The sequence below is a fragment of the Paenibacillus sp. genome, assembly GCF_048976745.1.
Classification (GTDB): Bacteria; Bacillota; Bacilli; order Paenibacillales; family Paenibacillaceae; genus Paenibacillus.
The window spans coordinates 142,125-158,509 of record NZ_JBHGUU010000014.1 but is presented as its reverse complement, the minus strand read 5'-3'; the positions used below and the strand labels follow the sequence as shown (position 1 = coordinate 158,509).

General features: G+C 46.9%; 9 protein-coding genes. 2 read left to right on the top strand and 7 right to left on the bottom strand.

Annotated elements, in window-relative coordinates:
- Nucleotides 1-55: 55 nt before the first annotated feature.
- Nucleotides 56-1,537: an amino acid permease gene (locus tag ACE3K2_RS21605; protein ID WP_421894868.1), complete on the top strand. Its 1,482-nt coding sequence runs from the start codon at nt 56-58 to the stop codon at nt 1,535-1,537.
- Between the two features lie 435 nt (nt 1,538-1,972).
- Entirely contained in the window at nt 1,973-2,614 is a 642-nt protein-coding gene (locus ACE3K2_RS21600) for a class D sortase (RefSeq protein WP_421894865.1), read from the top strand.
- 133 nt (nt 2,615-2,747) lie between these two features.
- Here the strand turns inward: ACE3K2_RS21600 and ACE3K2_RS21595 are convergent, their stop codons facing one another.
- The 7 genes from ACE3K2_RS21595 to ACE3K2_RS21565 all read right to left on the bottom strand — a co-directional run bounded on the left by ACE3K2_RS21595 (nt 2,748) and on the right by ACE3K2_RS21565 (nt 16,197).
- Nucleotides 2,748-7,250 (bottom strand): collagen binding domain-containing protein, encoded by a 4,503-nt coding sequence (locus ACE3K2_RS21595; RefSeq protein ID WP_421894862.1) that lies wholly within the window; start codon nt 7,248-7,250, stop codon nt 2,748-2,750.
- A gap of 165 nt (nt 7,251-7,415) precedes the next feature.
- Entirely contained in the window at nt 7,416-8,543 is a 1,128-nt protein-coding gene (locus ACE3K2_RS21590) for a transglutaminase domain-containing protein (RefSeq protein WP_421894859.1), read from the bottom strand.
- 198 nt (nt 8,544-8,741) lie between these two features.
- Nucleotides 8,742-11,135, bottom strand: a complete 2,394-nt coding sequence (locus ACE3K2_RS21585) for an S-layer homology domain-containing protein (RefSeq protein WP_421894856.1) — start codon at nt 11,133-11,135, stop codon at nt 8,742-8,744.
- A 227-nt stretch (nt 11,136-11,362) separates the two neighbouring features.
- On the bottom strand, nt 11,363-12,289 hold the full coding sequence (locus ACE3K2_RS21580; protein WP_340912790.1) for an alpha/beta hydrolase: 927 nt from the start codon (nt 12,287-12,289) through the stop codon (nt 11,363-11,365).
- Between the two features lie 164 nt (nt 12,290-12,453).
- Nucleotides 12,454-13,080: a bifunctional 4-hydroxy-2-oxoglutarate aldolase/2-dehydro-3-deoxy-phosphogluconate aldolase gene (locus ACE3K2_RS21575; RefSeq protein WP_421894852.1), complete on the bottom strand. Its 627-nt coding sequence runs from the start codon at nt 13,078-13,080 to the stop codon at nt 12,454-12,456.
- A 247-nt stretch (nt 13,081-13,327) separates the two neighbouring features.
- Nucleotides 13,328-14,398, bottom strand: a complete 1,071-nt coding sequence (locus tag ACE3K2_RS21570) for a glycosyltransferase (protein WP_421895010.1) — start codon at nt 14,396-14,398, stop codon at nt 13,328-13,330.
- Nucleotides 14,399-15,480: 1,082 nt separating this feature from the next.
- On the bottom strand, nt 15,481-16,197 hold the full coding sequence (locus tag ACE3K2_RS21565) for a glycosyltransferase family 2 protein (protein WP_421894849.1): 717 nt from the start codon (nt 16,195-16,197) through the stop codon (nt 15,481-15,483).
- Nucleotides 16,198-16,385 lie beyond the last annotated feature (188 nt).

Genomic DNA, 16,385 nt, shown 5'->3' with positions numbered 1-16,385 from the left:
TTGTTTATGAAGCAATTATCGCAAACATCAGTATATCGAATGAAGGAGTGTTTCCATGCAAGACCGCAGTGACCCAACAACAACTGGACCTTCCCTGAAAAAAGGATTACGCGCACGCCATATGACGATGATCGCCCTCGGTGGCTCGATTGGTACCGGGCTGTTTCTTGCAAGTGGTACCGCCATCTCAACCGCAGGCCCTGGTGGAGCTTTAATTGCCTATGCGGCTGTCGGCATTATGGTCTATTTCCTGATGACCAGCCTTGGTGAGCTTGCGACCTTTATGCCGGACTCCGGTTCATTTAATACGTATGCCGCACGTTTTGTCGATCCTGCTCTTGGGTTCGCCATGGGCTGGAACTTCTGGTACAACTGGGCCGTAACCATTGCAGCAGAGCTTGCTGCCGCTACAGTACTCATCAAATACTGGTTCCCCGACAGTTCGTCCATGTTATGGAGCTTGTTGTTTCTCGTATTGATCTTTGCCTTGAATGTGCTTTCCGTCAAAGGCTACGGGGAGTCCGAATATTGGTTCGCCATTATCAAGGTAGCTACCGTGATCATCTTCCTGGCCGTTGGTGTGCTCATGATCTTTGGTATTATGGGTGGAGAAGCAGTTGGTTTCAGCAACTTCACCATCGGTGATGCGCCCATCCATGGCGGATTCTTCGCCGTATTAGGTGTATTCATGGCCGCGGGATTCTCATTCCAGGGTACCGAGCTTATCGGGGTAGCCGCCGGTGAAAGTGAAAACCCGCGCGAAAATGTACCTCGTGCAATTCGTCAGGTATTTTGGCGCATTCTGATTTTTTACATTTTGGCGATTACCGTGATCAGTCTGATCATTCCGTATACGCATCCGAACCTGCTCAAAGGTGATCTGGAAAATATCGGTGTCAGCCCGTTCACGCTGGTGTTTGAGAAAGCCGGACTTGCTATTGCGGCTTCCGTCATGAATGCTGTTATTCTGACTTCTGTACTCTCTGCCGGAAACTCAGGCATGTATGCTTCAAGCCGGGTTCTCTATGCCCTTGCCCGAGACGGTAAAGCCCCTCGTTTCCTCGGTAAGCTGAACAAAAAAGGTATTCCCATGAATGCCTTGCTGCTTACAACAGCCGTTGGCATGTTGGCATTTCTTGCCTCCCTGTTCGGCGATGGAATTGTGTATACCTGGTTGCTGAATGCATCCGGTATGTGTGGTTTTATCACTTGGCTAGGTATCGCTATCAGTCACTATCGCTTCCGTCGTGCATACGTTGCACAAGGCAGGGATTTGAGTGATCTGCCTTACCGGGCACGCTGGTTCCCGTTTGGGCCAATCTTTGCTTTTGTCCTGTGTATCATCGTGATCATTGGACAGAACTATCAGGCATTTACGGGTGAGAAGATCGACTGGAGTGGAGCCATCGTTGCCTACCTGAGCGTACCACTGTTCCTGGTGTTGTGGCTGGGTTACAAATGGATCAAAAAGACCAAAGTGGTGCCACTGAAGGAATGTGATTTCACACCTACTGATGCATCAGCTAATAAGCACTAACGAGACAATTTTACATTTGCCACTTCGATGACAGAATAACCTTCTGATCGCTGTTATCCCCAGATTTTTTGATTCACTTTTACAAAGGTGAAAATCTAATGATAACGGCGAAGCGTATGCTTACGAAGTAGCTTTCTTGCAGAAAGCTTTTAGCTTCGCTTCTTCACGTTATTTCTGTCCTCTACGTTCTCATGTAAATGGCTAGTTTAACTTATACAGCTGATACAATCTGACCCCATATAATAAGACCTCCCCGTGGCGTTGCAGTTTTCCTACTGTAACGCCACGGGGAGGTTTTGTTTTGGGTCCACTCTACCCTTCGAACTTTCCTGTACGTCCTCGTCTTTTCGTCTCCTGTCCATATTTTGTATAGGTCGGTAAGTAAAAATAGAGAAAGGTATACTATTTTTCTTGGACAACAGGAGTTGATGCATAATGAAAAAATTCTCTATGCTGCTTATTCTGCTGGGCATGCTGATCATCAGCTTTCCTTTCCTGCGGGACACGTATTATGACTGGCAGCAAACCCGTGTGATGAACGATCTGGAGCAATTGCAAAACGGCTTGTCCAAGCTTAATCACTCCTTCGAACAGGGCATGCAGGATGCAGCTTCTGCCGAGCCAACTACGGATAGTACAGATATAGTGCAAGATGCCTCTTCGGATACGTTGGGGATACTATCGATCGACAAGATTGATGTCCGCTTACCGATCCTGGAGGGTGCAACGGAGGCCAACATGAAGGTAGCTGCAACCCATCTTGTTGAAACCACTAGGATCGGTAACAAGGGGAATGCTGCCATAGCCGCTCATCGCGCCCACAAAAAAGGACGACTGTTCAATCGTCTGGGAGAACTCCAGATTGGTGATTCAATGAAAGTCACCTTGGCAGATCAAACGATGATTCAATATAAGGTAGATCAGATCTCCGTTGTGGAGCCAAATGACTTGTCTGTGCTGGAAGACCCCGGACTTGGACAGATCCTCACCTTGATTACCTGTGATCCACTCGTCAATCCAACACATCGACTAATTGTAAGAGCTATTGAAGTGAATCCGAAGGTTGCCGGATCTTGATCTTCCCTAAGGTGCAGCTGAAATAAAATAAAACACCCTCTAGTAATTCACACGGTGACTCTTGGTCACTTGTGAAAGCTAGAGGGTGTTTTATTATCCAAATATGATCTGTTCCTGCATTACGTGCCGCGATCTAGCGCTGAAGCAATTGTCTGCGACGGAAGTAGATATATCCCGCACTACCTAATGCCATCAGCATCATGCCTGCGACAGTGAAAGCCAATGTGCTCTCTTCGCCTGTCTTCGGCAGCATTCCCTCTGATACAACGTTTCCGGTCTGCTGTGATACAGCATTGCCAGTTCCATGTGATCCATCTGTATCCGTTCCAGCAGAAGGTGCCAGTGCACCATCCCCGTCCGTTGCATCGGTATCCCCATCGGCAGGTGCAGTGTCGTCACCGTTGGATACGCCAGGCGAAGGAGGAGTTACTCCGTTATCTTCATCTGTTGGAAGTTCGGTTCCGCCTCCAGGTTCAGTAGGTCCAGTAACCACTGTACCTGGGACAGACGTTCCTGGTTTTTCCGGTCCCGATGTTACTGGTTTCTCGGGATCTGGTGTTACACCCGTAGTAGGTGTTCCCGGATTATAAGGTCCACTAGAACCACCGCCCGATACCGGGATAGCCTGATTCGTTTTTTCCACAACTACGGCTTCGGTTTGTGTATTCGTAATTTCAAATGGTATGGGTGTTGGGTCTAAAACATATCCATTAGGTGCTTTTATTTCAACCAACTGATATTTATTGATATCCAGGTCTTTAAGTACAATTTCACCTTGTTGATTGGTTGTCAGTGTAGCTTCATCCAGACCTGTTACCTTGTGGAACTCCCAATTCCCATTGGCATCCATCAATGCAGTTTGAGCCTGTAATTCAAACACAGCTCCCTGCAGATGCTGCGTTCGTCCTGAATTATATTTAATCAATTTCACGGAACGATCATTTTCTTTATTTTCAATCGTCAATTGAGTTTCCGGTTTGATAATCGATACAAGCGTCTCTGGCTGTTCAATAACATAGCCTTCTGCCTTGGTCTCTACCAATGTATATGGACCATACGGCAAGTTATCAAATTCAATGACCCCGTTCAGATCCGTTACTTTCGTATCAATGATCGCATTGGAACGATCACGCAATTCGAATTCAATTCCACTTAATACGGAATGATCCTTGGCATTGACTTTGGTAACGACAAGTTTACCACCTGTTCCCATCGCATTCGACTTCGTCAGTGTAATAATCTGAGTCTGATTTTCTACAATGGTGAAGGGAATCGGGGTAGCATCCAACTGATAAAATTCGGGTGCCACAACTTCGACCAATTCATAATCCCCGGGCAAGAGATCCCCTTTGGCGATTTTCCCATCTTCCCCTGTCGTTAACTCGTCTATTTTCTCTCGGGTTGCGCCATTGTTCCAGTACAATTCAAACGTTGCACCCTGGAGTTTCTTGGAGGAGTCCACCGCATCCACCTTGGTTAATTCGAAGCCTTGACGAATTTTTTTATTTTCAATTTCAAAAGCGATATCCGCATCCTTGAATTCAATCGTTTTACCTGAGGCAGAGCCATATTCAGGATCAACCAAGTATCCTGCCGGTGCAGACAATTCTTTTAATTTATAAGGTACACCATTGGTCAGATTGTTTAATCGATAGTTTCTGGAGCTTTCAACTACTCCATTCTCATCCGTTGGTTTCAATGTTTCCAGAAGCGTAGTCCCAGACGCATTATAGATTGCGAAGATCGCTCCTTCCAGCGGAACTCCGGTATCACTGACTTTGTGAATTCTGATTTTGCCTAAACCTGTGGAGGCTCCTCCACCTGCTCCAGCTAATGAAACTTTAATACCCGCCTGATTTCCTTCCCCTACCACCGAAGAAGATTGGCCTGCAAATTCAACTTTATTCTCAATTCGAGCGCCATGATCGGCATTAATATAGGACTGATATTCCAGAATGAATGCAGTATGGATATCTTTCTTGAAGGTGAAGGTGAATCTATTGCCCTCCACAGCCAATTCATAATCAGCCGGATCAACCAGCCCAGCTTTATTGGATACATTGCCTGAATTGTTGGCAGGCAGGTTCGTTGCATATAATTTCAATGAATCAGCCAATAAAATTTGGTTCTCCGATAGGTTATCTGTTAATTGAGAACCCGCTGGAACATAAGATTGACTTGGATTGATATTTACCGTCCATGATGCTTTATCCGTTGTACCGATCTGTTGACCTGTTTTTTGTACATACACACCACCGTGAGCTGGCGTGACACTCGCTGATCTGTTAAAGCGCTCTTCACCGCCGTCACCATCGGTTAGTACAGCCTGGTTGGCATACGTGCCTTCGACGGGATAAGGTCCATCCAGGCTCGTTTGATACTGAATGCGATAAGCTGCTTTGCCGAAGTTGCCCAGATCCAATACAAAACCTTTACCGTCCGGGTTTAGCTGGAATTGACCAGGTGTGAGCGGAACCTCGCCACCTACAGCAGTAACATTATTTTCTCCCTGCAACACCAGCTCATGAACCTTCAATGAACCTTCTACAAAAGATTGGTTACCCGTGTAGGCATCCTTGAGGATAGCCTCCTGAATATCAAACAAGTTGTAGTTTACATCAATTGTCCAGGTAATCGTTTTGTCTTTGGCGCTGTATTCGCCCTTTTTGTTACCATTTTGAATGGTGTACTCTTGCGGTTTGACCACAGCCGATTTGGTAATTGCAGTCTGTGCTACATTGGACTCTTCCCAATTGATCTTGGCCGAGTTGCGATACTCATTATCCGTAGGCATACCTGCCGTCGGGTCAAAGCTTGTTTTATAGGTAATGACATGTTGCGTGTTAATGGTAACACCGTCCTTCAGGCGAACGGAGAATCCTTTTTCATACGTTGGATCAGCCGGGTCTGGAGTCAGTTCGAAGTCGTCTTGGTTAACCCCACTTACTTGAAGACTACCCGGAATCAGTTTCATGTGTCTGCCTTCGTAATTATCGGTGATGACGATATCCGTCATGTCCTGCAAATCACGGTTGAGCACCATCTGCCATTCGATTTCTTTGGTATTGAAGTTTTCACTTTTTACGCTTTTTGCAAAAATGACTTCCCGAATGTCTTTCCGGCCTGTTTTGGAAGTGCCATCATACATGCTCACTGTGTTCGTAATGGTGTCATTCGTATAAACACGATGAATGGATTGTGTATCATATTCGATCTCATAGGCCTTGTTACTGTCGTTCTTAAAATGTAATCTGAAGCCGTCATCAAATCCGGTATTGATCGCTTCGAGTGTGTATTCATTTGGATCGATCAGTGTTCTATTCGAAGCAACTCCACTTTCACTAATGTCCACTTGGTACACTTTGACGGAATCGTTGATCAGTTGCTGTTTTGCCGTATCAAAACGGTCTTCAATCCATGCATTCGCTTGCATGATTTCTTGCTGATTGTAGTTATATTGCACTTTCCATGTGATTGTCTGTGTCACTGGATCATACGCACTATCTTGCCCTGACTTGTTCAATGGCTCATTAAAACTTACACGAACTCGGCCAATAGCTGTTTCATCGTGTTCGCTCTGATCCGTTGTAAGCTCCACCTGGTTTTGATACTCCACGTTGGTGAACGGAGCAGTGGTTGGTGCTTTAACACTCGTCGTATAAATTACGCGATAAGCCTTATCTGTGTCTCCCAAATGAATGGGAAACTGTGGTTCCGTTTGAACTACCGGACCTTCTTTTACAGATCCATTCAATTGCACTTCCAATTCGCGAATTTCAATATCGCCCTTGAGTTCAAGGTTTGTTGGCAACGTATCTGTAAGAACCGCATTTTTCAACGTCTTCTCGCCTTGGTTAAAATCTACGGTCCATTTAATTTCGTCGGAGTTGAAGTTGTTTTTGTTTGCGATTCCCGATTTCGTCAACTTATCTATGGCTGTGTTGGCAAAATGTACATCAATGCTGCCCTGCCCCACGGAACTAAAATCTATCTGTTGTTTCAAGCCATCTTCCATCTTGCTCTCATCAAACTTAATCCACACATAGAAGTTACCTTCCAGCTGTGCATGCTCGATCAGTTCATTAAAGGTAAACACGATTGTGCCATCTGGATTCACCACATACTCTCCAACACCACCATCCAGATTACCTTTAAGCTGTGATCCTATGATGAATTTATCGGGCAAGTTGAAGGTGTATGTGGAACCATCGCTATAATTATGATTGTCATCTGCAAGTCCCCATGTAAAGACGACAGCCACCTCATCCTGAATACGTGGACGAATATCCTCAATCTTCTCGCCTTTGATTTCGATCGTTCCATTCCCATTGTCTTGCGGTGCCTGATTGTACATCTGCACACTGGTAATCAAATGTTCTGTAATTACCGGACCAGCAGCTGCCATAGCTAAACTACTCTGGTCAAGATCTCCCTCCTCTTCTTCCGGAGTGGCAGCAAGGTTGTTCACCTCTTCCGAATCTGCCAAACCTTCTTCTGACGCTGTATCACTCATTGCACTGGCTGGCAAATTAGTCAATTCATCCTGAGCGTGCATGGTTGGTGTAAATATCCAACCCTGCATCATTTGCGTGACCAGCAACAGAGCAATGATCACTAGGCTCACTTTTTTCCTCATTTTTTGCATATCCTCCTCGTACGTAGTGTTGGCATACGCCGAAGATTAGAATAGCAAAGCGACCTATACAAAAAATAGACAACACTAAAACCCTCGTTTTTGAACACAAAATTGAATGCAAAAAAAGGACACTCCGTAAGCGGAGCATCCTGTTCAAAACGGTTGTTATCGTGTCCAGTTAATTTTGACGCGCAGATCGGCAGTACCTTCCATTTTGGACACATAATAAGAGATCGATTTCATACCAAGCTGGTACAAACCCTGCAAATCTTCAATCAGTCCAGCCTCCGTACCCTTGTACCTGAACGTGAGCGAGGTTCCGCCTTCCTTCAGTGTACTTTGAACCTTGGTCTTCAGCGCAGCATGACCTTGAACAGCATCCTGTTCATCATACAGGGAATAGTCCAGAGCATGATACAGCTTCTGATATGCTGCTTTTTTGCTGTCTCCAGCTTTCACCAGCTTTAATAGAGCCTCCCGATATGGAACCGGCGCAGCGGGATACTTGCTTTTGCCTGTCCAGATATGGTCACGTGCCATCTCATCATCGCTCAGCAAATAATAGCTGTGGCTTACCTTACCTTTCCGGTCAGGGGTAGGATCATCCCAGGTGGTGTCCATGTGATACCACTTGCCGTCCAGGTTCACAATATTCCAGGCATGAAGCTGCCCGCCTGCTGTACCTTCCACAATCCGGTTTTCGATACCTACTCGCTCCAGCATCCGATAAGCCAGCAATGAATATCCCTGACAGACGGTACTGCCTGTAACAAGCCCGTCGTAGGCCGTATATTTCTTGAGCGAAGTATCGTAGGAAAGGTTAAGCACAATCCAATCATGAATGACCTTGACCTTCTCATGATCCGTCATGCCGGGTTTGATGATTTCTTTCAACACGTTTGTGACTTTACGATTTACATAATCGGTCTGTTCCTTGGTCTCCCGATAGGAGAGAGTCACATGTACTTCGGCCGATACATTGGAGCCTTTATAATTAAATGCATAACTTTTAACGGTATATTGGATATAGGGGTCACTCTTCATTGCCTCATCGATGGAGGTTTGTAATTGTTTTTTGAGGCCCTTCACATTGCCTTTGTATGTAAAAACAAGTTCCTCTGTTCGCTGTGACATTGCGGTAAGCAAGGTCTGGCGCAAATCTGTTGCCGTGGAAATATCCGATGTCCCTGATGCAGCATACAGTTGATCCAGATCAACCGTACGTGGTAACGCTACAGCAATCAGACAGCCTGCCAGCAGTATGGTGATAATTCGTTTCCCGTTCTTACCCATGAAAGGAACCCACCCTTCTTTGCAAAGTTCTCACGCCCTATTGTATCACAAAAGGCTCTATCGTCATTGTAGTTTTGTCAAAGCAAATCAAAAGAGACCTTCTATGGAAGGTCCCTTTGATCCTCAGTTCAATGAATCACAATTACCCGTTATCTTCATCCTATGATTCGCACGGGTACGATATGAGTGATTCCTCGTCTAGTACAGACGATTCCCACTCATAAACGTATCTGTCTTGCCTTGAAGCTTGGCAAGCCGTTCCAATACCTGTGAAGCTTCAGCTACCGTCACTTTGCGTGCAGGCATGAATCGTCCTTCTATGGAAGGAAGCAATCCCAGCTTCAAACTCAGGGAAACAGCCCCTTTACTCGAAATGGCACTGGCATCCGCGATGTTGGGAAGATCGGACGGCAACGTGTAGAATCCGGCCAGCTTCTCATAGCGCAGTATACGTACAAGCAACACGGCCAATTCTTCACGCGTCATCTCTTCCTGCGGATTCAAATTCTGTTCAGGGTCCGATCCGGCAAGCCAGCGCTGATCGATTAACACCTTGATTGCTTTATAATACGGGCTATCAGGCGTCACATCAGCGTATAACTTGTCTTCTCCGTCCCCACTGTAGTACAGATCCATATTTGGATTAATGGCTCTTGCCAAATAGTTAAACCAATCTCCCCGGGTGATCACACGATCCGGGAATACACGTCCCTGCTCATCAGCAAGCAATACGCCATGCTGTGTCATATTGCGAAGAGCTGCTTCGGCCACATGACCCAAGATATCCGTAGGTTCAGCCTTGGTTGCAGAGCTTGTGTCTCCGTATAAAAGCCTCCACTCTCCTGTGTTCGCATCCAGCACTTCATAATTGCCGTAGATCGAATGATCATCTCGTGTAGGCATATAAGCTAGGTTAACTCCCACCGGGATGACTTCACCGCTGTTCGTACCCCATCCACCGTAACGAGAATACGCCAGAACCAACTTGAACTCCTTCAGATAGATTGCCTTGGCCTCTTCGTAACTGATGGCTGGCTTAAGATCTGCCGGTAGTTGTTCAGACGTAGCCGCAATACGCGTATAGAACTCGTTAATCGTACCGTTGTTCAACACCTGTACTTGTGCCGTATCATCCTTAACCGGAATTCCGTTCAGATAACGTTGGAACAAAAATGTGCGAGCATCGTCCACCTCAATCACGTTAGCCAGCCTGAACTGCTCCGTTGCATCTGGAACTAGCGCAATGACCGTGTTCATCGCCAATTTCTCAGCCTGCTTCCGCGTTACCAATTGGCCTGCCTTCTCTTCAGCTGGCTTCTCCTGCTCCATCTCCGGTCCCATTCGTTGCATCATTGTGTAGCTGTAGATCTGTCCAGTGACTGCATCGACCTGTGCTGAGATATCCCGCATGAACATATAGGACATATTGGCACTTCGATCGCTCCAGCTCAGACTCCATACCTGATTGTTCGGACTTGAGTAATGCCCCTTGCTCAACTGGCTATGTTCCAGCTTATAACCCTTGGGAATATCAAAGTTCGTTGCGACCCGATTGGCGGCCTGCTGAACATTTAATCTCGTACCATTGGCCGGGACAAAAGGAGTCACATCACCTTTTAACTTCGTATCCTGCTGTAAAGAGTTCTCATCTACAGCTTTACCTGTTAATGTATTAATCCGTTCCAACGTATTGGCTTCGATCGGAACGATACTGATATTTTTCGGTGTATATGCGAGGTAATACTGCTGACCCTGCTTGGAAGACAGACGCTCTTTGGAGATATAAGCCAGTTCCACATCGAACTGTTCTTCAAACAGCTGTCTGGCCTTCTCTTCTGAAGCTGCCGGTTTTGATGAGGGATACTTGGCTTCGGTAGTGCCTCGTGAGTAACCTGTCACCAAACCACTTTCGTCCACATTGATGTAGACTGTCTCTGCATCAGATAACAATCCGTCATGTTTTAACTGGTATCCGTATCGATACTCTGTTCTACCAAACAATGACTGTTGTTCGATCGAAGAATACAGATCTCCAAACGGAGCATACTCATTGTCCTTAAGACCTGGAATTGCTTGGTACAACAACGCCACGGCCTTTTCTTCAGCTTCAGCTTTGGTTAGCTTCACATCCGATTCCGAGACATGTTTATCCAGGATATCCGACGGCAAATGTACACTTAACACTTCCCCTGTGCCTGCATGTACAGTTGCACTGAATCCTGATGTATGATTGCCTTGTGTAATCTGGAATCCAATCTCCCATGCCTTGTAGTCTGGCGGTGGGTAGGAATTAGGTGAATCGAATCGTGCAGATGAGATCGTTGCTTTTTTTAACAATGGAAATAATTTAAGTATATTTTCACTGGCTTGCCTGGATGAGATTTTCGCTCCCTCGGGCACGTCATTGCTGGTTGCGTCTAGTTGTTCATTTTCCCCCGTTGTCGCTTCGGTCACCTGTTCAGCTGTCGCGGCTGATGCACTGCCTGCAAAACCTGGTGTTTGCGAAGCAAGCAGCAGTGTTGCCATCGCTGCGGTTGTTGCTTTGGTTGCAAACATTTTGATACGTACGTTAAACTTCCAATTCAAACTCAAATCTGGACCTCTCCCTTCAATTTCATACAAAGAAACATAACAAATAACCTCGCATGAATATTGCCAGTCTATTCTATGATACCATAAGCTTCCTTTTTAATCGTCATTTTCCGGGCAATTTTACAAATGTGAATTTCTGCATATTGCTCTTAAAAGCAAAAAAAACGCCAAATACGTTGGCGTTTTCTCGGTTAGCCTGCACTCTTATGTAGGCTGATTCTACCCTGTTAACTACTCGCTATAGACGAATCATTCGACTTCGCCTGACCATGGACATGGGTTTTCAAAAATGGAATAACGGTATCCCAGAAGGCGGGATCTTCCTCGGAACAACTGTGTCCTCCGCTGTTGACCCATAGATGTTCCACAGGCGGATCGGCTTTGGACATAAAATATTCAAGCTCACTCGGGGGAATAAAATTATCTCCCTTGGAGTGCACCATAAGCATCGGCAGTTGCATCCCCCTGCGCCGTTCATTCAGCATCATCACCGGATCACGCTGACGATAGGATTTCAGAGATTCGCCCAGTCGCCAGAACCAGATTCTCGGAATTAACTGGGCCAGTGGAAACAGGGGTAGACGCCGGCGTCTCAGCTCTGAACTGACGATAACCTCAAATTGCGATGGCATGGAATCCGTTATCACTGCGGATACAGGAATTCCTTCCGTCACTGCAAGAATCGTACCCAGTCCACCCAGAGAATGTCCAAGCACTCCGATAGCATCCGCATCAATCTCTGGTCGTGCAGTCGTATATTGCAATGCCGCCAGCAGATCATCCCGAAACAGATAGGCAGATGCAGCACGAACCGGATCACTGGCCCCATGACTGCGGACATCATACATAAACAAGGCATATCCCGCTTCCCAGATCGGCCTTGCATAACGAAGAACACGGGAGCGATTGGAGCCCCAGCCATGTGCAATAATAACGAGCGGCCAAGGTTTCGGAATGTCAGCTCTAGCCGGGATGAACCAGCCATGCACCCGACCTCCCCCACTGTCAAAGGTCACGTCCTCAAATGGCATTGGAGGTGTCAGGGTAATGGGGATTTTCTTGGGTGTCTGGCTCTTAACCGCTGCCTTCCATAATCCACCTGCCGTTACTGCGGCCACGGCGAGCATGCCGCCTATCATTGTTTTAGCTTTCACAGGGCATCTCTCCTCTCCGAATTCTGGCATATATCCATCATAAAACATTAGAATGAACGGCACGTTAAACGACATCGGTTTTTATGATAACAATTGATCCAACATTAATCTAAAGGCACCTTCGTATATACCCAAATTACATATCCCCCATCTGACACTGGAGCCTATACTTTAGCTGCTTCCACAAATTTCTGTGCACAAGCTGCAATCTGCTCATCATCTCCTGTTACAAGGGCTTCTCGTGGTAAAAGTGCACTTCCCAGTCCTACTGCAGCAGCACCTGCTGCATAGTAGTCAGCAATATTCTCCAGTGTGGCCCCCCCTGTTGCCAATAGCGGGATATGGTTCAGCGGTGCTTTAATTTCCCGCAAATAGGGTATACCCAGACTCGCCATCGGAAACAGCTTCACAACACGTGCTCCCGCTTCATGGGCAGCAACAATCTCAGTAGGTGTCATGGCTCCAGGCCAGATCTCGACACCATGTTCTACAGCATATTCAATGACAGACAGATCGACATTAGGGGACACCAGAAATTGTGCTCCTGCGGCGACCGCTTCCTTGGCCATCTGCACATTCAGTACTGTACCAGCTCCTATATAGGCCTTACCCTCATGCCGCTCCCGCCAGTCTGCAATAATATCATGTGCTCCAGATGTGTTCAGTGTGACTTCCATCAGTCGGATTCCACCACTTGTCATACCTTGTCCAGCTGTTACTGCCGCTTCACGGCTGATACCGCGCACAATCGCGACCAACCTCGATTCCAATAATACTTCCGTGAGATTCATATCCAGTTCCCCTTGCTTCATCAATTCGGCAGCCGAAGACAGGTAATCATGTTCACCGCTTTTCCGTTATTCATTATTGTAAAGCATATCCTCCCCTGGATGAAATACATTAATCCATTTCCGAAGTGAATCCGTCTTTGATAGATACAATAAAGTGATTGTATTTCAACGTAAAAAACCTCTTTATGGAACATGGGACTGATTCACCCATCCATTCCACAAAAGAGGCATCATTTCCGTCGGAAACCTAAGCTTTTTCCAATACGTTATCCTTCTCCAAATCTTTAAAGTAACGATCGTTATATAACATGCTTGGATGTGTTGGATGATAGGCGAGTGCAATATCATTATGTTCCCTGGCCTTGGCACGGTTACCCATCCGGTCATAACAGACACAGAGTTGCAGATGAGGCATCCAGGTCCAGGCTGCTTCATTCAGCACCACCATAGGATCATCAGGACGTACGGCACGAGTCGCCTGTTCGTACCAGAACAGGGCTTTGCGATAATCTTCACGGTCGGCAAAATAACCACCCAATCGACAGCAGATCTCGGCTCTTGGCAAATCATAAGCAAACGATCGGAACAACGCCGTGACTTCCTGTTCCGGACGTTCAAGTGCAGCTTCACAATCTGCAATTTTCTGGCAAGCAGCGATCTGATCTTCCACCCAGCCCAGCCCGGTATCCAAAAACTTCTCATAATACTTCACCGCATCCTCATGCTGCCCATGATCCTTCAGTTCATTACCGAAATAGTACAAGTCACGCGGCCCGAATTCCTCTCCGGCCTGCTCCCTTTTGCGATAGATCCGCAGATTGCGATCAGTATATTCCTTATCTTTTTTGTGGGTAACCGCGATATCACTATGCAGCAGATTACCCGCTACAGCCAGATATTCATGTACCGCGCCAATCCAGCGAAACTGCCGATCCCGACGCACCAGGCGATTCCGGCGTAGGCTGTAGGCAACCTTGCCATCTGCTGTAAAAGACAGATTGTAATCCATCGTGACACTATCAACTTCCGGGTCCAGCGAACGTTTCAAGGCGATCAGTTTCGCTCGATCTTCCGGTTCGAACACATCGTCAGCGTCCAGCCACAGAATATATTCGCTCTTTGCCTGATCAAAGGCAAAGTTGCGTGCTGCTGCAAAGTCATCGACCCATTCAAAATCAACGATCCGATCCGTATATCTGGAAGCGATCTGACGGGTACGGTCCGTTGAACCGGTATCCACGATCACAATCTCATCGGCAATGCCGTTGACCGAGTCCAGACATCTGGCGAGGGAAGCTTCTTCGTTTTTCACAATCATACAGAGCGTAATGCTGATCGTCTCCTCCCCGCGTCTGGCTCTGCGGTTAAAAGCAGCTACCCCTGGCAGTTCGGACAAACGATAGATGTGGTACGCCGGGAGATGAGTATCAACGAACAAACGAAAACCCAGTGCCTGAGCACGGATGCAGAAATGTCGATCTTCGCCCCAGAAGGATACATTGGGAATCTGGTCATATGAAACCCCTGCTGCCAGAACATTTTTGCGAATGAGCGTACATGCCCCCAACCCGCCAACCTCGTAGCAACCCGGGATCCGCAGTTGATTCAGAAAAGCAGTCGTTTGCGCGTCCTCGTCTTCCGCCTCGTTCCCCGTTGATGATTTGCCGCCGCGGCGATACAAAGCATACTCATCTTGCAACCATACTTGTGGCATCTCCCTAGCCCCCGGCTGCCATCTGGTCCAAAAAATATTGGATACAATGTCTTTACCACTCGATACGAGTTGCTCCAGCGTCCGCGGATGCAGCACCAAGTCAGAATCAATCAGGAAGACCGCATCGTAGTCGTTGTCGTGTGCATATTGCAATATGCGATTTTTCAAACCGGCTACACGCCATATCTGCTCATCCTGCCAATAGTGTCCTCCCTCATCCTTGGTGTACACCCCTTTGTTGTCAGTGCCATGTTCATCTGCTTGAATGACCGTTCCCTCATGCTGAAGCACAAATTCACGCAATATATTGGTTGCGGCTTCTTCCACGTTATCGTCAACAAACAGATAATCCGTCTTCACCGTTGTTCGTTCCAGTGCATGCATTGAATTCAGAAATTCACGGAGCACCGGGGTTGTCTGGCGAACCGGGCTTGCGATCAGTACTTTTTGCAGATCAAGCGCTTCATGCTGTTCCGATTGGCGGGTTTCCTGCGATTTGGCAGAACGTCTGGACGGTCGATAATCACTCTGGTTCTTTATTTCGTTCTCTATCTGGTTTTCATGTTGGATTTCATGTTGCTTCCCTTTCTGATTCTCATTTTCTTCGGAATTCGGCTCTATGTTAGGTTTGGATTCTTCTTGCGATTGGTGTAACGGTTTCTTCAACGTGCTCACTCCCCCTCTCCTTATTCGAACCATGCCAACAGTCGCGGCTCTTGATCCAATATCGATTCGTACTGTTCTTTCCAACCGTATCTTGCTTCAGGGTCCAGTGCTTGATAGCGTTCATATTTGCGGATACGGTCTTCTTCCCGCGCCCACCCATAGTGCTTCACCCGGGGAGCATGACATCCATAGGACCAATGCTGGATCGTTAACGGAAAACGACCGCAATGCTGGGGTGTTTCCTTCCATTCATAACTCATCCCCGGGTGATAACGAATCAGAAATGGCCGATAATAGGCATGCGCCTGCCAGAACTTATCTTCTCGGTAATGCGTCTCACTCCACATATCAAACAATCTGAAATAGATCGCATCCTCGTTGCCACGGAGCAGCAGATCTCGTACCAACCCAAAGTCACTGGTTAAAATCTCATCCGCATCCAGATTCAAAATCCACTCTGGATCGGTTGCCACTGTCTCTTCCCATTGTTGTTTACGTAGACTTACTTCGTCTGCAAAACGAGAAGCAGAGTTCTCCACCAATACGAGTGGAATACCGTCCAGAAGTTCCCGGCACATCGCAACCGTTCCATCCGTGCTTCCGTCATCAATGATTACTGCCCGATCAATCCAGGGGCGATGTGTCTCCAAAGCCTGCCTGAGATACCGATTCTCCTCATTCCGAACAATCATCGACAAGGTGATATGTGGTCTTCGATGCTCCTTATGTTCATCCAAAGCTTCACCCCCACGCCTCAAACTTCTACCTATTAAAATCGTCGGACATCTGATGTCTGGACAGATCACAAACCTCTATTCTCAATCTATGCAGAGCCGGAATACGGATATGCAGGCCAAGGAAACCTTTCATGGGTTTAGTCTTGATGAACGTCAAAAAGCACCCGCCTTCGCGGATGCTTCTGCAT

Excerpts from the sequence above, each read along its gene's own strand:
- ACE3K2_RS21590 (WP_421894859.1), bottom strand. The coding sequence starts at position 8,543 with ATGGGTAAGAACGGGAAACGAATTATCACCATACTGCTGGCAGGCTGT.
- ACE3K2_RS21605 (WP_421894868.1), top strand. The coding sequence starts at position 56 with ATGCAAGACCGCAGTGACCCAACAACAACTGGACCTTCCCTGAAAAAA.
- ACE3K2_RS21600 (WP_421894865.1), top strand. The coding sequence starts at position 1,973 with ATGAAAAAATTCTCTATGCTGCTTATTCTGCTGGGCATGCTGATCATC.
- ACE3K2_RS21595 (WP_421894862.1), bottom strand. The coding sequence starts at position 7,250 with ATGAGGAAAAAAGTGAGCCTAGTGATCATTGCTCTGTTGCTGGTCACG.
- ACE3K2_RS21575 (WP_421894852.1), bottom strand. The coding sequence starts at position 13,080 with ATGAATCTCACGGAAGTATTATTGGAATCGAGGTTGGTCGCGATTGTG.
- ACE3K2_RS21570 (WP_421895010.1), bottom strand. The coding sequence starts at position 14,398 with ATGATTGTGAAAAACGAAGAAGCTTCCCTCGCCAGATGTCTGGACTCG.